A 19,493-nucleotide genomic window follows, 5' to 3' on the forward strand; every position below is an offset into this window, starting at 1 on the left:
TGGGCCATGGCCGCAAAGTGCCAACCCGGGACCACTCCCGGCGGCCGTGGCTAGGTTTTCTCGTGAGCGGAAGGGGCGGGGATGTCGAAGCTGGTGTGGGCGGCGCTGGGACTGGTGCTGGTGGCGAGTGGCTGCGCGGGGGAGGAGGCACCGCCACCGGCTGCCGCGCCGCCCCCACCTCCTCCTTCGCCGACGCAACCGACGCAGCCTTCCCCCGAGTTGATCACCTGGATGGGCGGCCTGTGCGAAGCCACGTCGTCCTTGGTGGACAAGCAGGCCGAGTTCGAGGGGCTCGACGTGGACGCTTCGCGGCCGGACACCTTCGCGGAGGTGAGCCTGTCCCAGTTCCTCAGCGGGGCCGACCGGTCGGTGGCGCAACTGGCCGGCCAGTTCACCGGACTGCCGTCCTCGGGGGTGCCCGCCGCCGACGAGCTGGCCAAGAGCCTCGGAGCCGGGCTCGAACGCATCGTGCCGGAGGTCCGGACCCTGGCCGGTGACTTCGGCAGCAACTTCGGCCAGGAGTTCGGGCCGCTCCACGATCGGGCGCGCAAGGTCAACGAACTCGTCGACTCGGTGAAACCGGCCGGACCGGAGCTGCCGGCCTTGCTGGCCGCCGAGCCCCGACTGGCCGCCGCCCACGACCTCGCGCCGAACTGCCGGCCGGACGCGGAGTCGAGCACCCCGGCGCCGGACGGTCCGCTGCCGCCCGCCGCCGACGGCACCGACTTCGGCGCCTGCGCGGACGGCACGTGTCAGATCCTGATCATCGCGGATTCGAGGGTGAAGGTGGGCGACATCCGGTTCACCATCTCCGTGACCGACAAAACGGTGACGCTCAAAGACTCCCGCGCCGGTGGCGGGTCGAGTGAGATGCGCATCGGCGCGGGTGGTGAGGCGAGCTGGGGCAAAGCCGGGGGGCAGCAGCTCATGATGACCGTCAGCGGGCTCAACGCCGAGGGCGCGGTGCTGGACTTCAAGACGCAGTAGTCCACTCGGCCCCGGCGCGACCGGTTCAGGGACACGAATGTGGCTTTCGGGGCGGATTCGGCCCCCAAAGCCACATTTGTGTCCTGAGCAACCCTCGAAGATCGTCAGGGGGACGCTTGGGTGATTTCGGCGATTTTCGCTTCCTGGCCTTCGACGATCTTCTGCGCCAGTGCCTTCGTTTCCGGGTGGGCGCCGGTGAGCTGGACGTTCTTCGCCATCGCGATGCCTTCGCGCAGGTGTTTCGCCAGCGTGGTCAGCCACATCTGGTCGAATTCCGCGCCTTTCGCGTTCTCCAGCGCCGCGATGTCCTGCAGCGTCAGCATTCCCGGCATGGTGTGGCCGGCGTGCGACCCGCCCGCCGGGATTTCGACGTTCCAGCTCCGCAGCCACCCGGCCATCTGCTCGATTTCTGCGGCTTCGGTGGCCGAGATCTCCTGGGCGGTCTCCTTGACCAGCGGCATCGTCCCGCGCTGCTCGGCGAGTGCGGCGATTTCCAGCGTTTGCTGGTGGTGCGGGATCATCTGCTGCGAGAAGCGGATGTCCGACTCGTTCCCGGCGCCCGTGGCCGGGGGGTTCTCCTCACCGGACGCCGAGCACCCGGCGAGGAGAACGGCGGCGAACAGACTGGCGAGCAAGGCAAACGACTTGGTGCGCATCGATCCTCCTGGTGCGGCGGCGTCAGGGGATACGGTCCGCGCACGGCGGTGGTTCACCGTGGACGGTGGATCAGTGGATTCCGGGCACCGCGCCGGGGCCTTCAGCAGGTGATGGTGAGGTCCGCCCAGTCGGCGTGGTCGCCCGCGGTGCCGTTGCCGCCGTCGGTGGCCACCAGGCGGACCGCCTTCGCGCCGGAGATGTCGGCGTTCAGCGGCGCGGCCGGGTCCGCCTGGGTGAGCACCCCGCTGTCGTGGATCCGTTCCCCGTCGGCCCACACTTCGAAGGTGACCGCGCCGGTGCGGCCGTCGTCGACGCCGACCACCGCCCGCACCTGCGAGCACGAGCCGCCGGTGAAGTACTCGACCGACGCGGGCGCGTGCGTGCCGAGGCCCTTGGCGTAGGTGACCCCGCGCAGGGTGAGCGGGCCGCCGTCACCGGCGATGCGCTGGCCGTTCGTGCGGTCCTTTTCGATCGGCCCCCACCCGTTCGACGAGCGCAGCCACAACACGTCGCTGAGGTACCGGGTGCCGAGCGACGGCAACTCGGGGACCACGGCTTCGGCCTGGTAGGTCGTCGTCGCCGGTGTGCCGTGCTGCGGGGTGAGGTAGGTGAAGGTGGCGGTCACCGGATAGCGCCCCGGCGGGGTGCCCGGCGGGGCCGACACCTGCCAGGTGGTGCGGAACTCCTCGGACTCGGGCAACAACGCCGTGCTCGAGTCCGAGGTCGCCCGGATCGACCAGTCCGGCGGTCCGGTCAGGTGCGCCCGCACCCCGTGGACCGGCGCGCCGCCGAGGTTGGCGAGGGTGGTGGTGTAGGCGGCCGGGGTGCCCGGCGCGACCACCGGCAGCGCCTGCGCGTAGGACAGTTCGACCTCCGCGGCGCCGTCGAGCGCGGGCGGCTGCTGGAACCAGTGCCGGTCCGCGCCGATCCGGTACATCGCGGTGCCGTGCCCGGGGACCAGCGCGCTGATCCGGCCCGCGGTGTGGCCGTCCGTGTGCGCCCAGAGGTCTCGCAGCTGGTACCCGCCCGCCTGCGGCAGGCCGATTTCCGCCGCGGTGGTCTCGATCCGCGCGGGCGTCTCGTTCTCGTTGAACAACGCGACCGCCTTGTCCCCGTCGGCCAGCGGTTTCACGAACACGGTCAGCCCGTTCCCGGACCGGATCGGCACGCCCTGCACGCCGAGCGGGTCCTGGTCGATCGCGATGACGTCCCGGTTGCCCAGGATCTCGAAGGTCTCCGGGGACACCTTCCGCAGGTCGGCGCCGATCAGCAGGGGCGCGGCCATCATCGACCACAGCGAGAAGTGCGAGCGGTACTCGGTGGCGGTCATGCCGCCGTTGCCGACCTCCAGCATGTCCGGGTCGTTCCAGTGCCCCGGCCCGGCGTGGGCGGCGTGCGCGGTGTTCTGCTTCATGATGCCGAGGACGCTGGCCCAGCTGTCGTTGATGTCGATCGTGGTGCGCCACAGGTGCCCGACGCCCTTGCCCCACTGCCACGGGTCGTTCGTGCCCCATTCGCAGATCGCGAACACGATGGGCCGCCCGGTGGCGCGCAGCGCGTCGCGCATCTTCGTGTACCGCTCGACCGCGCCGACACCCTGGTTGTTGCAGTTGTCGTACTTCAGGTAGTCGACACCCCATGAGGCGAACAGGTTCGCGTCCTGCTGTTCGTGGCCGAGCGCGCCGGGGAAACCGGCGGGGTTGCAGGTCTTGGTGCCCGCGCTGGAGTAGATGCCGAACTTGAGGCCCTTCGCGTGCACGTAGTCGGCGACCGCCTTGATGCCGTGGGGAAAACGCACGGGATCCGGGACGAGGTCGCCGTTGGGCGCGCGTTCGGGCAGGGCCCAGCAGTCGTCCAGGTTGACGTAGGTGTACCCGGCGTCCTTCAGCCCGCGGGAGACGAAGATGTCGGCGATGCCGCGGATCAGCGCGTCGTCGAAGTCGGCTTCGCAGTGGGTGCTGTTCCAGTTGTTGAAGCCCATCGGCGGGGTGAGGGCGAGGCCGTCGCCCAGGGGAGACGCCGCGGCCGTGACGGGTGGGGCGAGGACGGCGGTGGTGCCGAGCAGCAGCGACGCGGCCAGGACCCGGCCCCAGCGGCGCGCCGGCGTTCTTCGTTTCGCGGACACGGGAAATCCTCCTCGGTTCGGCGGAAAAAACCGGGCCGGACGCGGCGGAAAGCGCGAAAATCGCTTACCATGTAACCGCCCGGGCGCGGTGAGCGCGCCAATCCGAACACCCGCCACGCGGGCGGGCAACCCCCTGCGTTTTTCCTCCGGAATACCCCTCATTATCTGCACCACCCCTAGTCGAACGGATGAAGGAGAAAGCCGTGGGTGATTTCCCGGCCGCCTACCAGGGTCCGGCGCTCGCCGTGGACCGGGAGTTCTACACCGGACTGGCCGAGGGCGGGCGCGAGCTGGTGGAGCGGTTCGAGGTGCCGATCCGGTCGGGTCGCGCGTGGACGGTGCCGCGCGGGCACCTGTGCCGCCTGGTCACCGTGGACGGTCCACAGGTCGGCGACCTGAACCTGTGGAACGCCAACGATCCGCGCGAACGGCTGTGGGCCTCGCGCACCCGGCAGCTGCAGCGCGCGCACGTGAGCACCTTCGACCGGCTGTGGTCGACCCTGCCGTTCCTGCGGCCGCTGGTCACCGTCACCGCCGACACGCTGGCGGGCTACGGGCCCGACGAGCACGGCGGCCGGGTCCACGACCTGCTCGGCACGCGCTGCGATCCCTACGTGAACCGGATGCTCACCGGCGAGGACTTCGATTTCCACTGCCATTCGAACTTGGTGCGCGCGGTACTGCCGCACGGGCTCACCGAATTCGACGTGCACGACGTGCTCAACGTGTTCCAGTGCACCGGGCTCAACGACGAGGATCGCTATTTCATGAAAGCGTGCCCGGCGCGACCGGGCGATTTCTTCGAATTCTTCGCCGAACTGGATCTGCTCTGCGCGTTGTCCACCTGCCCCGGCGGTGATCTGTCGGTGCCGCTGTGGGGGCCGGACGCGCGCGACCCGCTCGACACCTGCCACCCGATCGGGGTGGAGGTGTACCGGCCCGCCGCCGGGCTGCTCGAGGGCTGGCGCCCACCGGAGCGGGCCGCCTACCGTAACCTGCACGGCCTGGGCGCACCCGTGGCAGCAGAAGGGAAAGATCGATGACCGCCCGGCAGTTCGCCGATTTCTGGTTCGACCCGTCCTGTCCGTACACCTGGCTCACCTCGCGCTGGATGACCGAAGTGGAGCGGGTGCGCCCGGTTCGGGTGCGGTGGCACGTGATGAGCCTGGCCGTGCTCAACGAACACGCCGAAGTGGACCCGGAGGGCGATACCGAGGGGTACCTCTGGCTGCCGGTCCGGCTGTTCACCGCGGTCGAGCAGCGATACGGGCAGGAGGTGCTCGCCAAGCTCTACACCGCATTCGGCACGCGTGTGCACCGCGACGGCCAATGGGGTTTCGACGGGGCGCTCGCGGACGCGGGATTACCGGCGGAATTGGCCGCGGTGGCCGAATCCGCCGACTACGACCAGGCCGTGCGGGCTTCGCACGCCGAGGGCATCGCCAAGGTGGGTGACCACGTCGGCACCCCGGTGATTTCCTCGGGTGGGGTGTCCTTCTTCGGGCCGGTGATCTCCCGGGTGCCGCGTGGGGAGGACGCCGGGCGGTTGTGGGACGGCGCGCTGCTGGTGGCCGCCGTGCCCGGCTTCCACGAGCTCAAGGGCCGTCGTCACGAGCAGCCGGAGTTCTGAACCCGGCCAGCTTGACCAGTGCGGCGACGGTGTGGTCGAAGCCGTCGCCGAGCAGGGCGTGCAGTTCGGCGTTGAACCGGTCCATCTCCGGCCGGATGCGCTCCAGCGCCGCGGCACCTTCGCCGGTCAGCGTGAGCACCACGGCCCGGTGCTGCTCGGGGTGGCGGTCCCGGGCGAGCAGGCCCGCGCCGGTCAGCCGCTGCACCATCGCGGTGATCCCCGACTCCCGCTGCCCCAGCGTGCGCGCCAGTTCCCGCTGGGTCAGCCCGGGCGTCTCCCGCACCGCGAACAAGGCGCCGAGCTGAGCGGTGGTGAGCCCGGCCGCGGCGAGGCAGCGGCGATCGGCGTCCACGCGCAGCTCGTGCGCGGCGCGCTGGAGCAGGAAGTACAGGCGCTGCTCGGGCATGGCCCGATCTTGACAGGCCGCCGGGCCACGCGCCATCCTCGCTTCACTAGTGAAGTGAGGTGGTCGCGATGGACCTGGCTTTCGCCCGCGCGGGGCTCGACGCGCAACCGTTCAGCAAGCTGCTCGGTGCCCGGCTCGCCGAGTTCGGCGACGGCGTCGCCGTGCTCGAGCTGGACATCCGCGACGAACTGCGGCAGCAGAACGGGTTCGTGCACGGCGGGGTGCTCAGCTACGCCGCCGACAACGCGCTGACCTTCGCGGCCGGCAGCGTGCTCGGACCGGAGGTGCTGACCAGCGGGTTCACCATCGACTACCTGCGCCCGGCGACCGGCCGCCTGCTGCGCGCGGAAGCGAGCGTGGTGCGCGCGGGCCGGTCCGGGGCGACCTGCCGGTGTGATCTGTACACAGTGGACGATCAGCGCCGGTTGTGCGCCATCGCGCAGGGTTCGATCGCGGTGGCCAGGGGTGCTCAGCCCGCTTTGAGCAGTTCGGTCACATAGGGACGCAGCCGGTCGGTGAGCCAGTCGTGCGCACCGGCTTCACGCTGTTGCGGCGGTTCCGGCAGGCCGGGTCGTCCGGCGAGCACGTTCGCGGCGAACCGGGCCACCTTGGCCGGGCGCGCCAGCAGGTCGTGCCCGAGGTAGGCGACCACCAGCAGGTCTTCGGCGGAGTGGGTCTCCACCGCCATCGCCCAGCCGAACCGCTCGTCCCAGATCAGGGCCACATCGCGGTCGGGGTAGCGGGGCAGCCGCCCGTCCAGTGCGATGTAGGCCGACGCGGGGGTGCCGGCGTCGACGGTGCAGGACTCCGGTCCGGCACCGCACGCCGAACCGACGGCGGCGGTGTACGCGCGCAGCGCGCGGGTCAGTTCGAAGTTGGTTTCCAGCAGGGGCACCACGGTCGTCGCGAGCCTTTCGCAGTCAGGGGGCCGCCGCCCCGGGCGGGGCGGCGGCAGCCGTCCGGGAATCAGGCCTGGATCTCCTTGCGGTCGGAACCGCGGCTGGAGATGGCGATCTTGCGGGGCTTCGCCTGTTCGGCGATCGGGATGCGCAGGGTCAGCACGCCGGCTTCGTAGTCGGCGTGGACGCGCTCGGTGTCCAGGGAGTCGCCGAGGAACAACTGGCGGGAGAACACGCCGAGGGGTCGCTCCGCGACCTGCATCTCGACGTCGCCGTCGGTCTTCGCGGGCCGCCGTTCCGCCTTCACGGTGAGCACGTTGCGCTCGATGCCGAGTTCGATGCCGTCGGGTTCGACCCCGGGCAGGTCGAACATGACCACGAACTCCTCGCCGGCGCGGTAGGCGTCCATCGGCATCGCGGCCGGCTTCGACCAGGTGCCCGCGGCGGTGCCGAGCATCTGCTGGGTCAGGCGGTCGAGGTCGCGGAACGGATCGGTGCGCATCAACATCGGGATCCACCTCCTGGGGTCGAGAACAAGGGGTGTCAACACGCACTGGATGTTCTACCATGTCGTCACAACGATGACAAGACAAATGTCGTCGAGAGGATGACACGTGGACCCAGAACAACGATTGCGGCAGGTCAGCGCCGCTTTGGCGGAGTCCGGCGCCACCCAGGAGACGCTGGTGGAGGCGCTCGTCGCGTTGCGAGAGCTGCGCGAGGAGATCTCGGGCTGGGAGCCCGAACTGATCTCGGCCGCCCGTGCGCAGGGCGTCAGCTGGGCGGCACTGGCGCCCGCTCTCGGCGTCGCGAGCCGCCAGGCGGCCGAACGCCGGTACCTCCGGCTCAAACCGTCGGCCTCGGGCGAAGCCACCGGGGAAGGCCGGGTGCGGGCCCAGCGAGACCGGCGCGCGGGCGAGCGCGCGGTCGCCACCTGGGCGCGGGAGAACTCCGGTTCACTCCGCCGGCTGGCGGGGCAGGTCAGCGCGGTCGGCGGGCTGGACTCGGAGAGCGCCGGCCGGGTGCGCCAGGCACTCGGCGACGACGACGCGGCGGCCCTGCTGTCCCCGCTGGCGGAGGCGAACCAGCAGCTCCAGGCCGGTCACCAGCAACTCGCCGCCGAGGTCGCCGCCGTCACCGAGCACACCGCGCGGCTGCGCCGGGACGCGATCGATTCGCGGCGGCCGGTCAGCGGATGACCACGACCTCCGGGCACCGGCTGAGCGGGCCGTCGAACAGCCGGGTGGGCCGCCGGCGCAGGTGCAGGTCGAAGAACGCCCGCAGGTGGGTCCGCGTCGCGGTGACCATCCTGCCCGGTGCCGTCGGGCCCAGCCTGGCCGGGTCGTGCGGGAGCAGCGGTTCGTGGTCGGTGAACGACAGGGCAGTGGTGCCGAGCACCTTCAGTTCCCGTTTCCAGCCGCGGTGGCGGACCCAGAACGCTTCCGGGGTCCGCGCTCCTTCGCTGCCGAGCAGCAGGATCGGGCGGTCGTGACCGCCCGTCGAAGGCAGTGGCGCGCCGTCGAGCACCACGCCCGCGCGCAGCCGGATGTCGCGGTACATCGCCTCGGCCGTGGTGCCGCCGCCCGCGCCGTGCCCGAACACGCCCAGCCGCCCCAGATCGAGGACCGAACCGAGCCACGGCGGGAGGACCCCGTCGCCGGGCATGCGGCCTTCGGCCAGTGAGGTCAGCTTGGCCAGCACGGTCTGCACGTCTTCGACCCGTGCCTCGATGTGGGCCTGAGCCGTCGCCCGCCGCCCGGTGATCCGGCCGCCGGGGAAGTCCACCGCCGTCTCGTAGGTGTGGTCGATGGTCACCACCACGTACCCGTGGCTGGTCAGGTCCTCGACCAGGCTCGTGTGGAAGTCGCGGGGTGAGCCGAGATCGGGCGAGAACAACAGCACGGGCCGCTTCTGCCCGCGGAGCACGTCCGCGCCCTCGACGCTGTGCAGGTCGACCGCGGTGAGGTCCAGGTCGTCCGTGCTCGCCGTGGCGGCGGCGCCCGGGCCCAGGTACCGCGCGGGCCTGCCACCGCCGGCCGACGGGTACCAGAGGCTCACCATCAGTTCGCGGAACGGCTGGTCCGGCACCCAGGGATCCGGCCGGGACCAGTCGACCAGCCGCAGCGCCACCCGGCTCGGGGTGTGCGGCCCGCTCGGCCGGGGCAGCACACTCTTCGTCACTACGCTCGTCATGACCGTTCCTCCTCGAACCCGCCTTGGGGCAGTTTCGAGGAGGAACGGGTCCACGGCTTCACCCGCAGGACGGAGATGCCTCCGTCTAAGGGAGGAGTTCCTGAGCCTTCGTCTTGAGGCCTTCCTTCGCCATGTGCCAGGCGTTCGGGTCCCCGCGGAGCACGGCCTGCGTGGTCGACTTGATCTGGTCGAAGGTGGCGTGCGGCGGGATCGGCGGCACGTCCGGGTCGCAGCGCACGTCCAGCACGGTCGGGCCGTCCGAGGCGAGTGCCTGCTCCCAGGCCGGGCCGACCTGGTCCGGGCGGTCCACGGTGATGCCGCCGAGGCCGATCCCGCGCGCGAAGTCCGCATAGGACACTTCGGGCAGGTTCTGCGACTCCTCGAACTTCGGCGCGCCACCCATCGCCCGCAGCTCCCAGGTGACCTGGTTCAGGTCGCCGTTGTGCAGCACGCAGACGATCAGCCGCTGGTCCGCCCACAATGACCGGTAACGCGCGATCGTCATCAGCTCGGCCAGCCCGTTCATTTGCATGGCGCCGTCACCGGCCAGCGCGATCACCGGCCGGTCCGGGTGGGCGAACTTCGCGCCGATGGCGTAGGGCACCGCGCAGCCCATGGTGGCCAGCGTGCCGGAGAGCGAGCCGCGCATCTCACCGCGCATGCGCAGGTTGCGCGCGTACCAGTTCGCGGCGGACCCGGAGTCCGCGGCGATGATCGCGTTTTCCGGGACCCGCGGGGAGAGTTCGTGCACCACGCGCATCGGGTTGACCGGATCGGCGTCGACCATGGCTTGCTTGCCGACGGTGTCCCACCACTGTTCGACGTTCTTCTCGATCTTGGCCCGCCAGCCCTCCGCGTTCTTGCGCGTGAGCAAGGGCAGCAGCGCCCGCAGCGTGCTGCGCGAATCGCCGAGCAGGTTGACCTCGGTGGGGTAGCGCAGGCCGAGGAACCGGCCGTCCAGGTCGATCTGCACCGCCCGCGCCTGCCCGAACTCCGGCAGGAACTGCGAGTACGGCAGGCTGGAGCCGACGATCAGCAGGGTGTCGCACCCCTGCATCAGCTCCCAGCTGGGCCGGGTGCCGAGCAGTCCGATCGAACCGGTCACAAAGGACAGTTCGTCGGAGAGCACGTCCTTGCCCAGCAGCGCTTTCGCGATCCCGGCGCCGGTCAGGTCGGCGAACTGCAGGAGTTCCTCGACCGCGGGCCGGGCGCCCTGGCCGGCCAGCACCGCCACCTTCTCCCCGGCGTTGATCACCTCGGCCGCGGCCGCGAGCTGGTCCGGCGGCGGCACCATGGTGGCCTGCGGCAGGTCGGGCGGGCTCGACGGCACGTGCTTGAACTCGTGCTGCGGCGGCGTGTACTTCAGCTCCTGCACGTCGGCCGGGATGATCAGGGCGGTCGGCGCGCGCTGGGTCAGCGCGGTCCGGATCGCGCGGTCGAGCGCGTTCGGCAACTGCTCCGGAACGTTGACCTCGACCAGGTATTCGCTGGCCACATCCTTGTACAGGGCCTGGAGGTCGACCTCCTGCTGGTAGCTGCCGCCCATCGCGCTGCGGGCGGTCTGCCCGACGATGGCGACCACCGGCACGTGGTCCAGCTTCGCGTCGTAGAGACCGTTGAGCAGGTGGATCGCGCCGGGACCCGAGGTCGCCATGCAGACACCGACCCGGCCGCTGAACTTGGCGTAGCCGACCGCGGCGAACGCGGCCATCTCCTCGTGCCGCGCCTGCACGAACTTCGGGTCGTCGTCCGCTCTGCCGAACGCGGCGAGGAGTCCGTTGATGCCGTCACCGGGATAGGCGAAGACCTGCTCCACGCCCCACTGCCGCAACCTGTCCAGCACGAAATCCGCGACCGTCTCAGCCATGCCTGTTCGGGTACCGCGTCCCTTCGGCGGTTAAACGGACGTTTGCCGAACGGGCCTGAGGGCACCCGGACGGGGAAGAAGGCTCACGTGGACGGAGGACGAGATGAAGGCGGTCACCTGGCACGGCAAGCGGGACGTGCGGGTCGACACGGTCGACGATCCGAAGCTGATCGAGCCCACGGACGCGATCATCCGGGTCACCTCGAGCGGGATCTGCGGTTCGGATCTGCACCTGTACGAGGTGCTCGGCCCGTTCATGGGCGAGGGAGATATCCTCGGGCACGAGCCGATGGGCATCGTCGAGGAGGTCGGCGCCCAGGCGGGCGGGCTGAAGCCGGGCGACCGGGTGGTGGTGCCGTTCAACATCTCCTGCGGCCACTGCTACATGTGCGACATGGGCCTGCAGTCGCAGTGCGAAACCACCCAGGTCCGCAGCCAGGGCAAGGGCGCGGCGTTGTTCGGCTACACCAAGCTCTACGGCCAGGTCCCCGGTGGCCAGGCGGAGTACCTGCGGGTCCCGCAGGCGCAGTACGGCCCGATCAAGGTGCCGGACGGCCCGCCGGACGAGCGGTTCGTCTACCTCTCCGACGTGCTGCCGACGTCCTGGCAGGCGGTCGAGTACGCGGCCGTGCCGAAGGGCGGCAGCGTGGTCGTGTTCGGCCTCGGCCCGATCGGGCAGATGTGCTGCCGGATCGCGCGGCACCGCGGGGCAGGCAAGGTGATCGGCGTCGACCTGGTCGACGAGCGGCTGGCGCTGGCCGAGCGGCACGGGGTGACCACCGTGGACCTGCGCAACCAGGCCGAAGTCGGCGGTGTGATCCGCGATCTGACCGGCGGGCGCGGCGCGGACTCGGTGATCGACGCGGTCGGCATGGAGGCCCACGGCGCACCGGCGGGCAAGGTGGCCCAGCAACTGGTGGGCCTGCTGCCGAAGCCGATCGCGGCGAAGGTGACCGAGAAGGCCGGGATCGACCGGCTGAGCGTGCTGTACGCGGCGATCGACGCGGTCCGGCGTGGCGGCACGATCTCGCTGAGCGGCGTCTACGGCGGCATGCTCGACCCGCTGCCGATGATGGAGCTGTTCGACAAGCAGATCCAGCTGCGCATGGGCCAGGCCAACGTCCGGCGCTGGATCGACGACCTGATGCCACTGGTCACCGACGACGCCGACCCGCTCGGCGTGGAGGACCTGGCCACCCACCGCCTGCCGCTGGAAGACGCGCCGCAGGCCTACAAGATGTTCCAGGAGAAGCGCAACGGGGCGATCAAGATCCTGCTCCAGCCTGCGTGACCCGAAGCAACGGCGCGCGCTGTACATGCCGATTTGGCTGTGCGGCGCGCGCCGTTTCCACGTTCTAGGACCGTTTCGGCTGTGCGGCGCGTGCGGTTTCCATGGCCAGCTGGAGTTCTTCGCGGGACTGCACGGTCAGCACCGGCACCCCGCCGCGGCTGATCACGGCGTCCTCGTCGCGGGCGGTGTCGAGCCCGCCCCGGAACCCGAGCACCCCGAGTCCGGCGGCGATGTCCTCGGCGACCTCCGGCTGGTCCCAGCCGATGTCGCCGGTGAGCACCAGCCCGTCGATCCGGTCCAGGCTCGCCGCGACCCCGGCCAGTTCACGCCGGGTGCGGTGGGTGAACACGTCCAGCGCGAGCTGAGCGCGGTCGTTACCGCCCTGAGCGGCGCGCACCAGTTCACGGGTGTCCTCGGACAGCCCACCGGACAACCCGAGCAGCCCGGATTCGTGCTGCAGCCCGTGTTCCAGCTCGTCCAGGGTCAGCTTTTCCTCCCGCAGCAACCACATCAGCATGCCGGGATCGACCGTGCCGGAGCGCTTGGCCATCGCCAGGCCCTCCAGCGGGGTGAAGCCCATGGACGTGTCGACGCTTCGGCCACCGCGGACCGCGCAGACCGACGAGCCACCGCTGAGGTGCGCGATCAGCAGGTTCAGTGACTCCGCGGGCTTGCCGAGCAGCTCACTGGCCCGAAGCAGCGCCCAGGCGAAGGAGATGCCGTGGAAGCCGTACCGGCGCAGGCCCCAGTCGTCCCGCCAGCGCTGCGGCAGTGCGTAGGTGCGCGCGACCTCGGATAGTCCATTGTGGAACGCGGTGTCCGGGCACAGTACGTGCGGGCGTTCCGGGATTTCCGTCCGCAGGAAGTCCAGCAACGCCACCGTGTTCGGCACGTGCAGCGGTGCCAGGGAGGTCAGCCCGCGCACCTTCTCGTAGAGTTCGTTGTCGACGGCCACCGCTTCGGTCAGCTCCGGGCCGCCGTGCACCAGCCGGTGCCCGACCGCGGAGATCGCGTCCGTCGGCATCCGGTCGAGCAGTTCGCGCAGCTCCTTGCGGGCTTCGCCGGAGTCGGCGGGGTGCCCGATCTCGGCGGCGTCCACCACGCGGTGGTCCGTGGTGTCGACCAGATGGGCCCGCAGGCTCGACGAGCCGGGATTGACGGTGAGGATCAACATCACGACCACCTCCACTGGGTGAATTCGGCCGGGTCTTCGCCATCCCGGTAGGCGCGGTGCCGCAGTTCGTCGCGCTCGCGGAGCAGGGCGTCGGCGAGGTCGCCGCCCCGCGAACTCCAGCCGACGGCGTGCGACAGCGCCGCGGCGGCCAGGTCGTACCGGCTCATCCGGTTGACCACCAGCAGGTCGAACGGCGTGGTGGTGGTGCCTTCTTCCAGGTAGCCGTGCACGTGGAAGCGGTTGGGCCCGGCCCGGCCGTGCAGCACCTCGTGCACGGCCGACGGGTAGCCGTGGAAGCCGAACACCACCGGCACGTCCTCGCCGAAGCAGGCGGCGAACTCCTCGTCGCTCATGCCGTGCGAGTGCCGGTCCCGTGGGGCGAGCGCGAGCAGGTCGACGACGTTGACCACGCGCACCCGCAGTTCCGGCGCCGACCGGCGCAGCAGCCACGCGGCTGCCAGCACCTCGGTCGTCGGCGTGGTTCCGGCGCAGGCCAGCACCACGTCCGGGCGCTCGCCGCCGCCGGTGCTCGCCCACGACCACACCCCGGCGCCCGCCTGGCAGTGCGCCCTGGCCTCGTCCAGGCCGAGCCACACCGGGCTCTGCTGCTTGCCCGACACCACCACGTTGATCAGCCCGGTGGTGTCCAGGCAGCGGTGCAGCGTGACCAGCAGGGTGTTCGCGTCCGGCGGCAGGTAGACCCGCGCCACCGAGGACTTCTTGTTCAGCATCGAGTTGATGAAGCCGGGGCCCTGGTGGCTGTAGCCGTTGTGCTCCTGGCGCCAGCCGTCGCTGCTGAGCAGGTAGTTCAGGCTCGGCACCGGGGTGCGCCAGCCGACTTCGGCGGAGATCTTGAGGAACTTGGCGTACTGGTTGGCCATGCCGTCCACCACGGAGGCGAAGGCTTCGTAGGTGGCCAGCAGCCCGTGCCGCCCGGTCAGCAGGTAACCCTGCAACCAGCCCTGGCACAGGTGTTCCGAAAGCACCTCCATGACCCGGCCGCCGCGCCCGAGGTGCTCGGCGTACCCGGGGGCCTCGCGGGCGAACGCGCGGGGTGTCGCGTCCAGCACCGCGCCGAGCTTGTTGGACTCCAGTTCGTCAGGGCACATGATGCGGAAGTCGCGGCGTTGTCCGGTCTCGCGCATCAGTTCGGCGAGCCAGACACCGAGCACGCTCGTCGGTCCGGCTTCGCTGCCGCCCGGTTCGTCCACGGGCTCGGCGAAGCGTTCCAGCTCGGGCAGCGGCAGGGGTTCCCGCAGCTGACCGCCGTTGGCCTGGGGCACCCGGCCGAGGCGCAGGTCGCCCTCCGGTGGCACGGCGAGCAGGTCATCGGCCGGGCGGCCGTGCTCGTCGAACAGTTCCTCCGGCCGGTAGGACCGCAGCCACCGCTCCAGCAGGGCCAGCTCGCGCGGGTCGTCGGCGGCACCGGTCAGCGGGACCTGGTGCGCGCGGAACGTCCCGGCCAGCGGCTTGCCGTCGGCGTCCTCCTCCGGGGCTCCGGCGCCCTTGGCGTTGCGCAGCACGATCATCGGCGGCCGCTCGTCCTCGAGGCCCGCGTACGCGGTGTCCAGCGCGTCGGCCAGCAGCTTGTCCGGGTCCGCCGACGTGGTCACGTCGACGATGAGCGGTGCCCAGCCGCAGCCGCGGAAGTAGTCGGTCAGCTCGTCGTCCGACATCGTGCCGTAGATCGTCGGCGACGCGATCTTGTAGCCGTTGAGGTGCAGGATCGGCAGCACCGCGCCGTCCACACCGGGGGTGCGGAACTTGACGCCGTGCCAGGACCCCGCGGTCGGCCCGGTCTCCGCCTCGCCGTCGCCGATCACGCAGGCGACCAGCAGGCCGGGGTCGTCCAGCGCGGCGCCGAACGCGGTAGCCAGCGCGTAACCCAGCTCGCCGCCCTCGTGGATCACCCCGGGCACGTCGGGGGAGAGGTGGCTGGGGAAGCCGCCCGGCCAGGAGAACCGGCGCACCAGCTCGGTCAGCCCGCGTTCGTCCACGCTCAGCCGCGGGTCGTACTCCGCGTGGGTGCCTTCGAGCCAGAGGTTCGCGTGGATGGCGGGCGCGCCGTGGCCGGGCCCGGTGACGAGCAGGGTGCGCCTGCCGGTCTCGCGCACCAGCCGGTTCAGTCCACTGTAGACAAGGGTGAGGCCGGGGCAGGTGCCCCAGTGGCCCAGCGGGCGGGGTTTGAGGTGCTCGGCCCGCAGCGGTTCGCGCAGCAGCACGTTGTCCCGCAGGTAGATCATCGCGGCGGCCAGGTAGTCGCAGGCCCGGCGGTACCGGGCCGGCGGCGTGGCGTCGGGCAACGGTTCAGCCTTTCCTCGGGTGCCCCCGCCGGTTACCCGCGGTGGAGCTGGGCAAACGCCGGCCGGGGATTGATCGGGCGCCCAGCGGGTAGTCCTGCGGGGTGACCGTGGCGGAGAAGGACCTGCTCGACACCCTCACGCGGGTGGCGAACACGTTGACGCACCAAGGGATCCGGTTCGCGGTGGCCGGCGGCTTCGCGGTCTACGCGCGGGGCGGGCCGCCCTCGGACCACGACGTCGACGTGCTGATCAAGGAGTCGGACGCGGAGAAGGCGAGCCGCGCGCTCACCGAGACCGGCATGGTCCCGGTGGACCCGCCGGAGGACTGGCTGACCAAGGTCTACGACGGCGACATCCTGGTCGACCTGATCTTCCGGCCGAACCACCGCGAGGTCACCGACGAGACGCTGGACCGCGCCGAGTCGATGCGCATCGGCGCGACGATGGCGCCGGTGGTGACCGGGACCGACCTGATGACCGACAAGCTGCTCGTGCTCGGCCCGCACCGGTGCGACTTCACCGGCCTGCTGCCGATCGCCAGGGAGCTGCGGGAACAGGTGGACTGGGCGCGGGTGGCCGAACAGACGCGCGAATCCGCGTACGCGCGCGCCTTTCTCATGCTGCTGCGCGAACTCGATGTGGTGGAGGGCGAGCGATGAGCACAGAACACCCCGAAGACGTGCCCCAGTACTGGGCGGCCCGGTTGCGCCGGGCGATCGCCGAGGACGAGCGCACCACGGAGATGGGCGTGCGGGTGGACATCCGCGCCGATCAGGTGCACCTGTCCGGCGAGGTCGCCTGCGACGCGCGCCGCGCCGAACTGGAGCAGGTCGTCCACGAACTCGCCCCGGACCTGCGGGTGCACAACGACCTGCGTGTCGCGGCGGTGGGCGAGCCGACGGCGAGGGAGGAACTGCGGTGATCCGGATCGCGGCCATCGGGGACGTGCACCTGGGCGAGGACGCCCGCGGGCGGCTCCGGCCGGCCTTGGAACAGGTGGGCGAGCACGCCGACGTGCTGCTGCTGGCGGGGGATCTGACCCGGCACGGCACGGTGGACGAGGCGAAGGTGGTCGCCGAGGAGTTCGCCGACCTGCCGGTGCCGGTGATCTCCGTGCTGGGCAACCACGACTACCACAGCGACGCCGAGCAGGAGATCACCGAACTGCTGGAGCAGCACGGGATCACCGTGCTCGAGGGCAACAGCGTGACCCTGGAGGTCGACGGGCAGACGCTCGGCGTGGCCGGGATCAAGGGTTTCGGCGGCGGGTTCGCCGGCAAGTGCGCGAGCGCGTTCGGCGAGCCGGAGATGAAGAACTTCGTCCGGCATTCGGTGGCGCTGGCCGACCGGCTGCGCGAGTCGCTGGCGGCGCTGCACACCGACGTGAAGGTCGCGCTGACGCACTACGCGCCCATCCCGGGCACACTGCGCGGTGAGCCGCCGGAGATCCACCCGTTCCTCGGTGCCTACCAGCTGGGTGAGGCGATCGACGCGACCGGCGTGGACCTGGCCGTGCACGGGCACGCGCACTTCGGCTGCGAACAGGGCGTGACCCCGGGCGGGGTGCGGGTGCGCAACGTGGCCCAGCCGATCATCCGGTCGGCCTACGCCATCTACTGCGTGGAAGGTGCCGCCCAGAGAGTGCCGAGTGGCTGATCACTGGCGCCGGACGGCGGTGCTCCAGGCGGTCAAGGCCGCCGTCGCGGCGGTGCTGGCGTGGTTGGTCGCCGCGCAGTGGTGGGGGCTTCCCCAGCCGTTCCTCGCTCCCTACGCGGCGGTGTTCCTGGTCGAAGCCACCGTGTACCGCTCGGTGTGGACGGCGTTGCAGCAGGTCGGGGCCGTGGTGCTCGGCGTGGTGCTGGCCGCGTTGGCCGTGCTCGTGGTGCCGTGGCAAGCGGTGGCGCTCGGGCTCGCGGTGGTGATCGGCCTGCTCGTCGGGCGTTGGCGTGGATTCGGCAGCAGTGGTGTCTGGGTCGGCGTGACCGCGTTGCTGCTGATCACCTACGGCAGCACGAACAACTTAGTGCTGAGCCTGGACCGGATCGGCGAAACCGTGCTCGGCGCGGTCATCGGGGTCTCGGTCAACGCGCTGATCTTCCCGCCCGTGTACACCCGGAGCACCGCCGCGGCCACGCGCGCGCTGGCCGAGGAACTGGCGGCCCTGCTGGACGACATCGCCGCGGGACTGCGTACCTCCGGCAAGCCCGATTCTTCGTCCTGGGTGGCCCGCGCACGCAACACCGAACAACTGCTCCGCCGCGCCGAAGAAGCCAGTGGCTGGGGCACGGAAAGCGTGCGCTTCAACCCGCGCTCGCGGTCGGGTGGGCGGGCGGCGCACGCCGCGCGCTGGCACGACTTGATGGTGCTCCTGCGCGCGGCGTGGCCCCACGTCCGCGAACTCACCGAGGCCCTCGACCACGCCGTGCGCGACGACGACGCCTACCGCTACCCGGACGAGGCCAGCCGCGCCCGGCTGGCGGCGCTCATCAAGGCGACCGCCCGCCTGGGCCGGGCCAGATCGGCGGGCGATCGCGAGGAACTCACCACCGCCACGGAAGCGGGCCGGACGGCGATGTCGGACCTCGAGAACGACCTGGTCTCCGGTCAAGCGCTCGACCTGACCATCGGCCTGGCCGGGGTGCTGCTCCCGGCCAAGAAGGCGTTCGACCAGTTCGCGGCTAGCTGATCGCGCGCTCGACCGCGGCCACCACGTCCGGGTGCCCCAGCGGCAGCGGCGGCGGGATGCGGTCGCGGGGACCGCCTTCGCTGCGGGCGATCACGCGGCCCAGGTCCGCGGCGTCCTCCGGCGGATCCACCAGCAGCAGGACTTCGGCGCGGTCCGGGTGCTCGGCCAGCAGCCGCTGGGCGGGGTGGGTCGCCCGCCCGCTGGCCAGCACGTACACCGGCGCGGTGGTGCCGCCGTCGTCGGAGAGCAGTTCGCTCGCTTCGGTCAGCGCGCCTTCGGCCGGGACCCGGCACCAGATGATCCGGTAGCGCTCGGTCAGCGGCCGCCAGGTGGCCGGGAGTTCACCGTGTTTGGCCAGTCCGTCCGGGTCGAACACGAGGATCGTGGACCGCCCGGGATCGCCGCCGGTGACGATCGGCGGGCCTTCCGTTTCGGGAGTTGCCGTCATGGTCCGCGAGTACCCCGCTCACCGGCGTGTCAATCGGCCCGCGCGTGGTGTTGGCGCCGGGCGGGAGGAGAACCACGTCGGCGGAAGGCTGAGGAGGTGTAGCCGGCTTCGCGCCGGGTATGCCGGGGGTGAGGGAACCGATCTGGAGGTGACTGATGACCAAGGCACGAGAGATCATGAGCGGCGGTGCCGAGTGCGTGCAGACCTCGGAGACCGCGCTGGACGCCGCGCGCAAGCTGGCGGATCTCAACGTGGGCGCGATGCCGATCTGCGGTGAGGACAACCGGCTCAAGGGCATGCTGACCGACCGGGACATCGTGGTGAAGGTGCTCGCCGAGGGCAAGGACCCGGGTGCGGTCAAGGTGGGGGAACTGGCGCAGGGTGAAGCCGTCACCATCGGCGCGGACGACGACGCCGAGGAGATCCTGCGGACGATGTCGGAGCACCAGGTGCGCCGCCTGCCGGTGATCGACGGCCACGACCTCATCGGTGTGGTGAGTCAGGCCGACGTGGCCCGCGCCCTGCCGAACCCGGCGACGGGTGAACTCGTGGAAGCCCTTTCGTACTAGAGCGCTGGGGCCCGCCCCGGTTTTCTAGTGTGACTACGGCGAAGACCCCGATGTCAGGCGGGAAAGATGCCTTGACATCGGGGTCTTCGCCGTGTTCTGGGGCGGGGTCTGGTGGGGGTGCCTGGGCGACGGTTGCGCGGGTGGTTTCTTGGGGAGGTGCCGTGAATGTGGCTTTCACGGCGGAATTCGCCGTGAAAGTGGCTTTCACGGCACTGCTTGCGGCCCTCGGGGATGCTCTGAGTCCGTGACTGGTTTTCC

21 protein-coding genes are annotated in these 19,493 nt (G+C 70.9%); 11 read left to right on the top strand and 10 right to left on the bottom strand.

From position 1 onward, the window contains the following. Positions 1–81: 81 nt before the first annotated feature. On the top strand, positions 82–987 hold the full coding sequence (locus L3Q67_RS23525) for a hypothetical protein (protein WP_499183630.1): 906 nt from the start codon (positions 82–84) through the stop codon (positions 985–987). Between the two features lie 104 nt (positions 988–1,091). Here the strand turns inward: L3Q67_RS23525 and L3Q67_RS23530 are convergent, their stop codons facing one another. Together L3Q67_RS23530 and L3Q67_RS23535 are read right to left on the bottom strand one after the other, a co-directional pair. Continuing rightward, positions 1,092–1,643, bottom strand: coding sequence for a DUF305 domain-containing protein (locus L3Q67_RS23530; protein WP_499183631.1), 552 nt, complete (start codon positions 1,641–1,643; stop codon positions 1,092–1,094). 101 nt (positions 1,644–1,744) lie between these two features. Next, complete coding sequence (locus tag L3Q67_RS23535) at positions 1,745–3,769, bottom strand: NPCBM/NEW2 domain-containing protein (protein WP_499183632.1); 2,025 nt, start codon at positions 3,767–3,769, stop codon at positions 1,745–1,747. Positions 3,770–3,972: 203 nt separating this feature from the next. Here L3Q67_RS23535 and L3Q67_RS23540 point away from each other — a divergent pair, with 203 nt between their 5' ends. Together L3Q67_RS23540 and L3Q67_RS23545 are read left to right on the top strand one after the other, a co-directional pair. Further along, the gene (locus L3Q67_RS23540; protein WP_499183633.1) at positions 3,973–4,812 is read left to right on the top strand and encodes an urea carboxylase-associated family protein; all 840 of its coding nucleotides are present in this window, start codon (positions 3,973–3,975) and stop codon (positions 4,810–4,812) included. Continuing rightward, positions 4,809–5,399: a mycothiol-dependent nitroreductase Rv2466c family protein gene (locus L3Q67_RS23545; protein WP_499183634.1), complete on the top strand. Its 591-nt coding sequence runs from the start codon at positions 4,809–4,811 to the stop codon at positions 5,397–5,399. The genes L3Q67_RS23540 and L3Q67_RS23545 overlap by 4 nt, the downstream gene beginning before the upstream one ends. On the opposite strand, the gene L3Q67_RS23550 is transcribed toward L3Q67_RS23545, so the two are convergent. Beyond that, positions 5,365–5,805, bottom strand: coding sequence for a MarR family winged helix-turn-helix transcriptional regulator (locus L3Q67_RS23550; RefSeq protein ID WP_499183635.1), 441 nt, complete (start codon positions 5,803–5,805; stop codon positions 5,365–5,367). The two genes, L3Q67_RS23545 and L3Q67_RS23550, sit on opposite strands and share 35 nt — an antisense overlap. Before the next feature lie 68 nt (positions 5,806–5,873). Here L3Q67_RS23550 and L3Q67_RS23555 point away from each other — a divergent pair, with 68 nt between their 5' ends. Continuing rightward, positions 5,874–6,305, top strand: a complete 432-nt coding sequence (locus L3Q67_RS23555; RefSeq protein WP_499183636.1) for a PaaI family thioesterase — start codon at positions 5,874–5,876, stop codon at positions 6,303–6,305. Here L3Q67_RS23555 and L3Q67_RS23560 read toward each other — a convergent pair. Continuing rightward, complete coding sequence (locus L3Q67_RS23560) at positions 6,275–6,700, bottom strand: DUF6292 family protein (RefSeq protein ID WP_499183637.1); 426 nt, start codon at positions 6,698–6,700, stop codon at positions 6,275–6,277. The genes L3Q67_RS23555 and L3Q67_RS23560 overlap by 31 nt on opposite strands. A 71-nt stretch (positions 6,701–6,771) precedes the next feature. Next, a complete protein-coding gene (locus L3Q67_RS23565; protein ID WP_499183638.1) occupies positions 6,772–7,212 on the bottom strand; it encodes an Hsp20/alpha crystallin family protein in 441 nt (146 codons plus the stop codon). A gap of 106 nt (positions 7,213–7,318) precedes the next feature. Between L3Q67_RS23565 and L3Q67_RS23570 the strand changes: the two genes are divergently transcribed. Beyond that, positions 7,319–7,903, top strand: a complete 585-nt coding sequence (locus L3Q67_RS23570; protein ID WP_499183639.1) for an HSP18 transcriptional regulator — start codon at positions 7,319–7,321, stop codon at positions 7,901–7,903. Here L3Q67_RS23570 and L3Q67_RS23575 read toward each other — a convergent pair. Together L3Q67_RS23575 and L3Q67_RS23580 are read right to left on the bottom strand one after the other, a co-directional pair. Further along, entirely contained in the window at positions 7,893–8,897 is a 1,005-nt protein-coding gene (locus L3Q67_RS23575; RefSeq protein ID WP_499183640.1) for an alpha/beta hydrolase, read from the bottom strand. The genes L3Q67_RS23570 and L3Q67_RS23575 overlap by 11 nt on opposite strands. Positions 8,898–8,982: 85 nt before the next feature. Further along, the gene (locus L3Q67_RS23580; RefSeq protein WP_499183641.1) at positions 8,983–10,764 is read right to left on the bottom strand and encodes a pyruvate oxidase; all 1,782 of its coding nucleotides are present in this window, start codon (positions 10,762–10,764) and stop codon (positions 8,983–8,985) included. A gap of 103 nt (positions 10,765–10,867) precedes the next feature. On the opposite strand from L3Q67_RS23580, the gene L3Q67_RS23585 reads away from it, so the two are divergent. After that, positions 10,868–12,055, top strand: a complete 1,188-nt coding sequence (locus tag L3Q67_RS23585) for a zinc-dependent alcohol dehydrogenase (protein ID WP_499183642.1) — start codon at positions 10,868–10,870, stop codon at positions 12,053–12,055. Between the two features lie 64 nt (positions 12,056–12,119). Here the strand turns inward: L3Q67_RS23585 and L3Q67_RS23590 are convergent, their stop codons facing one another. Beyond that, positions 12,120–13,229, bottom strand: a complete 1,110-nt coding sequence (locus tag L3Q67_RS23590; protein ID WP_499183643.1) for an acetate/propionate family kinase — start codon at positions 13,227–13,229, stop codon at positions 12,120–12,122. Further along, positions 13,229–15,472: a phosphoketolase family protein gene (locus L3Q67_RS23595; protein WP_499191629.1), complete on the bottom strand. Its 2,244-nt coding sequence runs from the start codon at positions 15,470–15,472 to the stop codon at positions 13,229–13,231. Before L3Q67_RS23595 ends, L3Q67_RS23590 begins: the two co-directional genes overlap by 1 nt. Before the next feature lie 161 nt (positions 15,473–15,633). On the opposite strand from L3Q67_RS23595, the gene L3Q67_RS23600 reads away from it, so the two are divergent. Genes L3Q67_RS23600 through L3Q67_RS23615 form a run of 4 tightly spaced genes read left to right on the top strand, consistent with a single transcriptional unit; the run spans position 15,634 to position 18,218 of the window. Beyond that, on the top strand, positions 15,634–16,191 hold the full coding sequence (locus tag L3Q67_RS23600; protein ID WP_499183644.1) for a nucleotidyltransferase family protein: 558 nt from the start codon (positions 15,634–15,636) through the stop codon (positions 16,189–16,191). Then, complete coding sequence (locus L3Q67_RS23605) at positions 16,188–16,454, top strand: BON domain-containing protein (RefSeq protein WP_499183645.1); 267 nt, start codon at positions 16,188–16,190, stop codon at positions 16,452–16,454. The genes L3Q67_RS23600 and L3Q67_RS23605 overlap by 4 nt, the downstream gene beginning before the upstream one ends. Further along, positions 16,451–17,188 (top strand): metallophosphoesterase family protein, encoded by a 738-nt coding sequence (locus L3Q67_RS23610; RefSeq protein WP_499183646.1) that lies wholly within the window; start codon positions 16,451–16,453, stop codon positions 17,186–17,188. The genes L3Q67_RS23605 and L3Q67_RS23610 overlap by 4 nt, the downstream gene beginning before the upstream one ends. Next, positions 17,181–18,218 (top strand): FUSC family protein, encoded by a 1,038-nt coding sequence (locus L3Q67_RS23615; protein WP_499183647.1) that lies wholly within the window; start codon positions 17,181–17,183, stop codon positions 18,216–18,218. Before L3Q67_RS23610 ends, L3Q67_RS23615 begins: the two co-directional genes overlap by 8 nt. On the opposite strand, the gene L3Q67_RS23620 is transcribed toward L3Q67_RS23615, so the two are convergent. Next, a complete protein-coding gene (locus L3Q67_RS23620; protein ID WP_499183648.1) occupies positions 18,211–18,666 on the bottom strand; it encodes a hypothetical protein in 456 nt (151 codons plus the stop codon). The two genes, L3Q67_RS23615 and L3Q67_RS23620, sit on opposite strands and share 8 nt — an antisense overlap. Positions 18,667–18,821: 155 nt before the next feature. Here L3Q67_RS23620 and L3Q67_RS23625 point away from each other — a divergent pair, with 155 nt between their 5' ends. Then, entirely contained in the window at positions 18,822–19,235 is a 414-nt protein-coding gene (locus L3Q67_RS23625; protein WP_499183649.1) for a CBS domain-containing protein, read from the top strand. Positions 19,236–19,493: the final 258 nt, after the last annotated feature.

It is taken from the genome of Saccharothrix sp. AJ9571 (assembly GCF_021725495.1).
Lineage (GTDB): Bacteria > Actinomycetota > Actinomycetes > Mycobacteriales > Pseudonocardiaceae > Amycolatopsis > Amycolatopsis magusensis.

Excerpts from the sequence above, each read along its gene's own strand:
- L3Q67_RS23525 (WP_499183630.1), top strand. The coding sequence starts at position 82 with ATGTCGAAGCTGGTGTGGGCGGCGCTGGGACTGGTGCTGGTGGCGAGT.
- L3Q67_RS23530 (WP_499183631.1), bottom strand. The coding sequence starts at position 1,643 with ATGCGCACCAAGTCGTTTGCCTTGCTCGCCAGTCTGTTCGCCGCCGTT.
- L3Q67_RS23545 (WP_499183634.1), top strand. The coding sequence starts at position 4,809 with ATGACCGCCCGGCAGTTCGCCGATTTCTGGTTCGACCCGTCCTGTCCG.
- L3Q67_RS23550 (WP_499183635.1), bottom strand. The coding sequence starts at position 5,805 with ATGCCCGAGCAGCGCCTGTACTTCCTGCTCCAGCGCGCCGCGCACGAG.
- L3Q67_RS23555 (WP_499183636.1), top strand. The coding sequence starts at position 5,874 with ATGGACCTGGCTTTCGCCCGCGCGGGGCTCGACGCGCAACCGTTCAGC.
- L3Q67_RS23565 (WP_499183638.1), bottom strand. The coding sequence starts at position 7,212 with ATGTTGATGCGCACCGATCCGTTCCGCGACCTCGACCGCCTGACCCAG.
- L3Q67_RS23575 (WP_499183640.1), bottom strand. The coding sequence starts at position 8,897 with ATGACGAGCGTAGTGACGAAGAGTGTGCTGCCCCGGCCGAGCGGGCCG.
- L3Q67_RS23580 (WP_499183641.1), bottom strand. The coding sequence starts at position 10,764 with ATGGCTGAGACGGTCGCGGATTTCGTGCTGGACAGGTTGCGGCAGTGG.
- L3Q67_RS23585 (WP_499183642.1), top strand. The coding sequence starts at position 10,868 with ATGAAGGCGGTCACCTGGCACGGCAAGCGGGACGTGCGGGTCGACACG.
- L3Q67_RS23590 (WP_499183643.1), bottom strand. The coding sequence starts at position 13,229 with ATGTTGATCCTCACCGTCAATCCCGGCTCGTCGAGCCTGCGGGCCCAT.
- L3Q67_RS23595 (WP_499191629.1), bottom strand. The coding sequence starts at position 15,472 with ATGATCTACCTGCGGGACAACGTGCTGCTGCGCGAACCGCTGCGGGCC.
- L3Q67_RS23605 (WP_499183645.1), top strand. The coding sequence starts at position 16,188 with ATGAGCACAGAACACCCCGAAGACGTGCCCCAGTACTGGGCGGCCCGG.
- L3Q67_RS23620 (WP_499183648.1), bottom strand. The coding sequence starts at position 18,666 with ATGACGGCAACTCCCGAAACGGAAGGCCCGCCGATCGTCACCGGCGGC.
- L3Q67_RS23625 (WP_499183649.1), top strand. The coding sequence starts at position 18,822 with ATGACCAAGGCACGAGAGATCATGAGCGGCGGTGCCGAGTGCGTGCAG.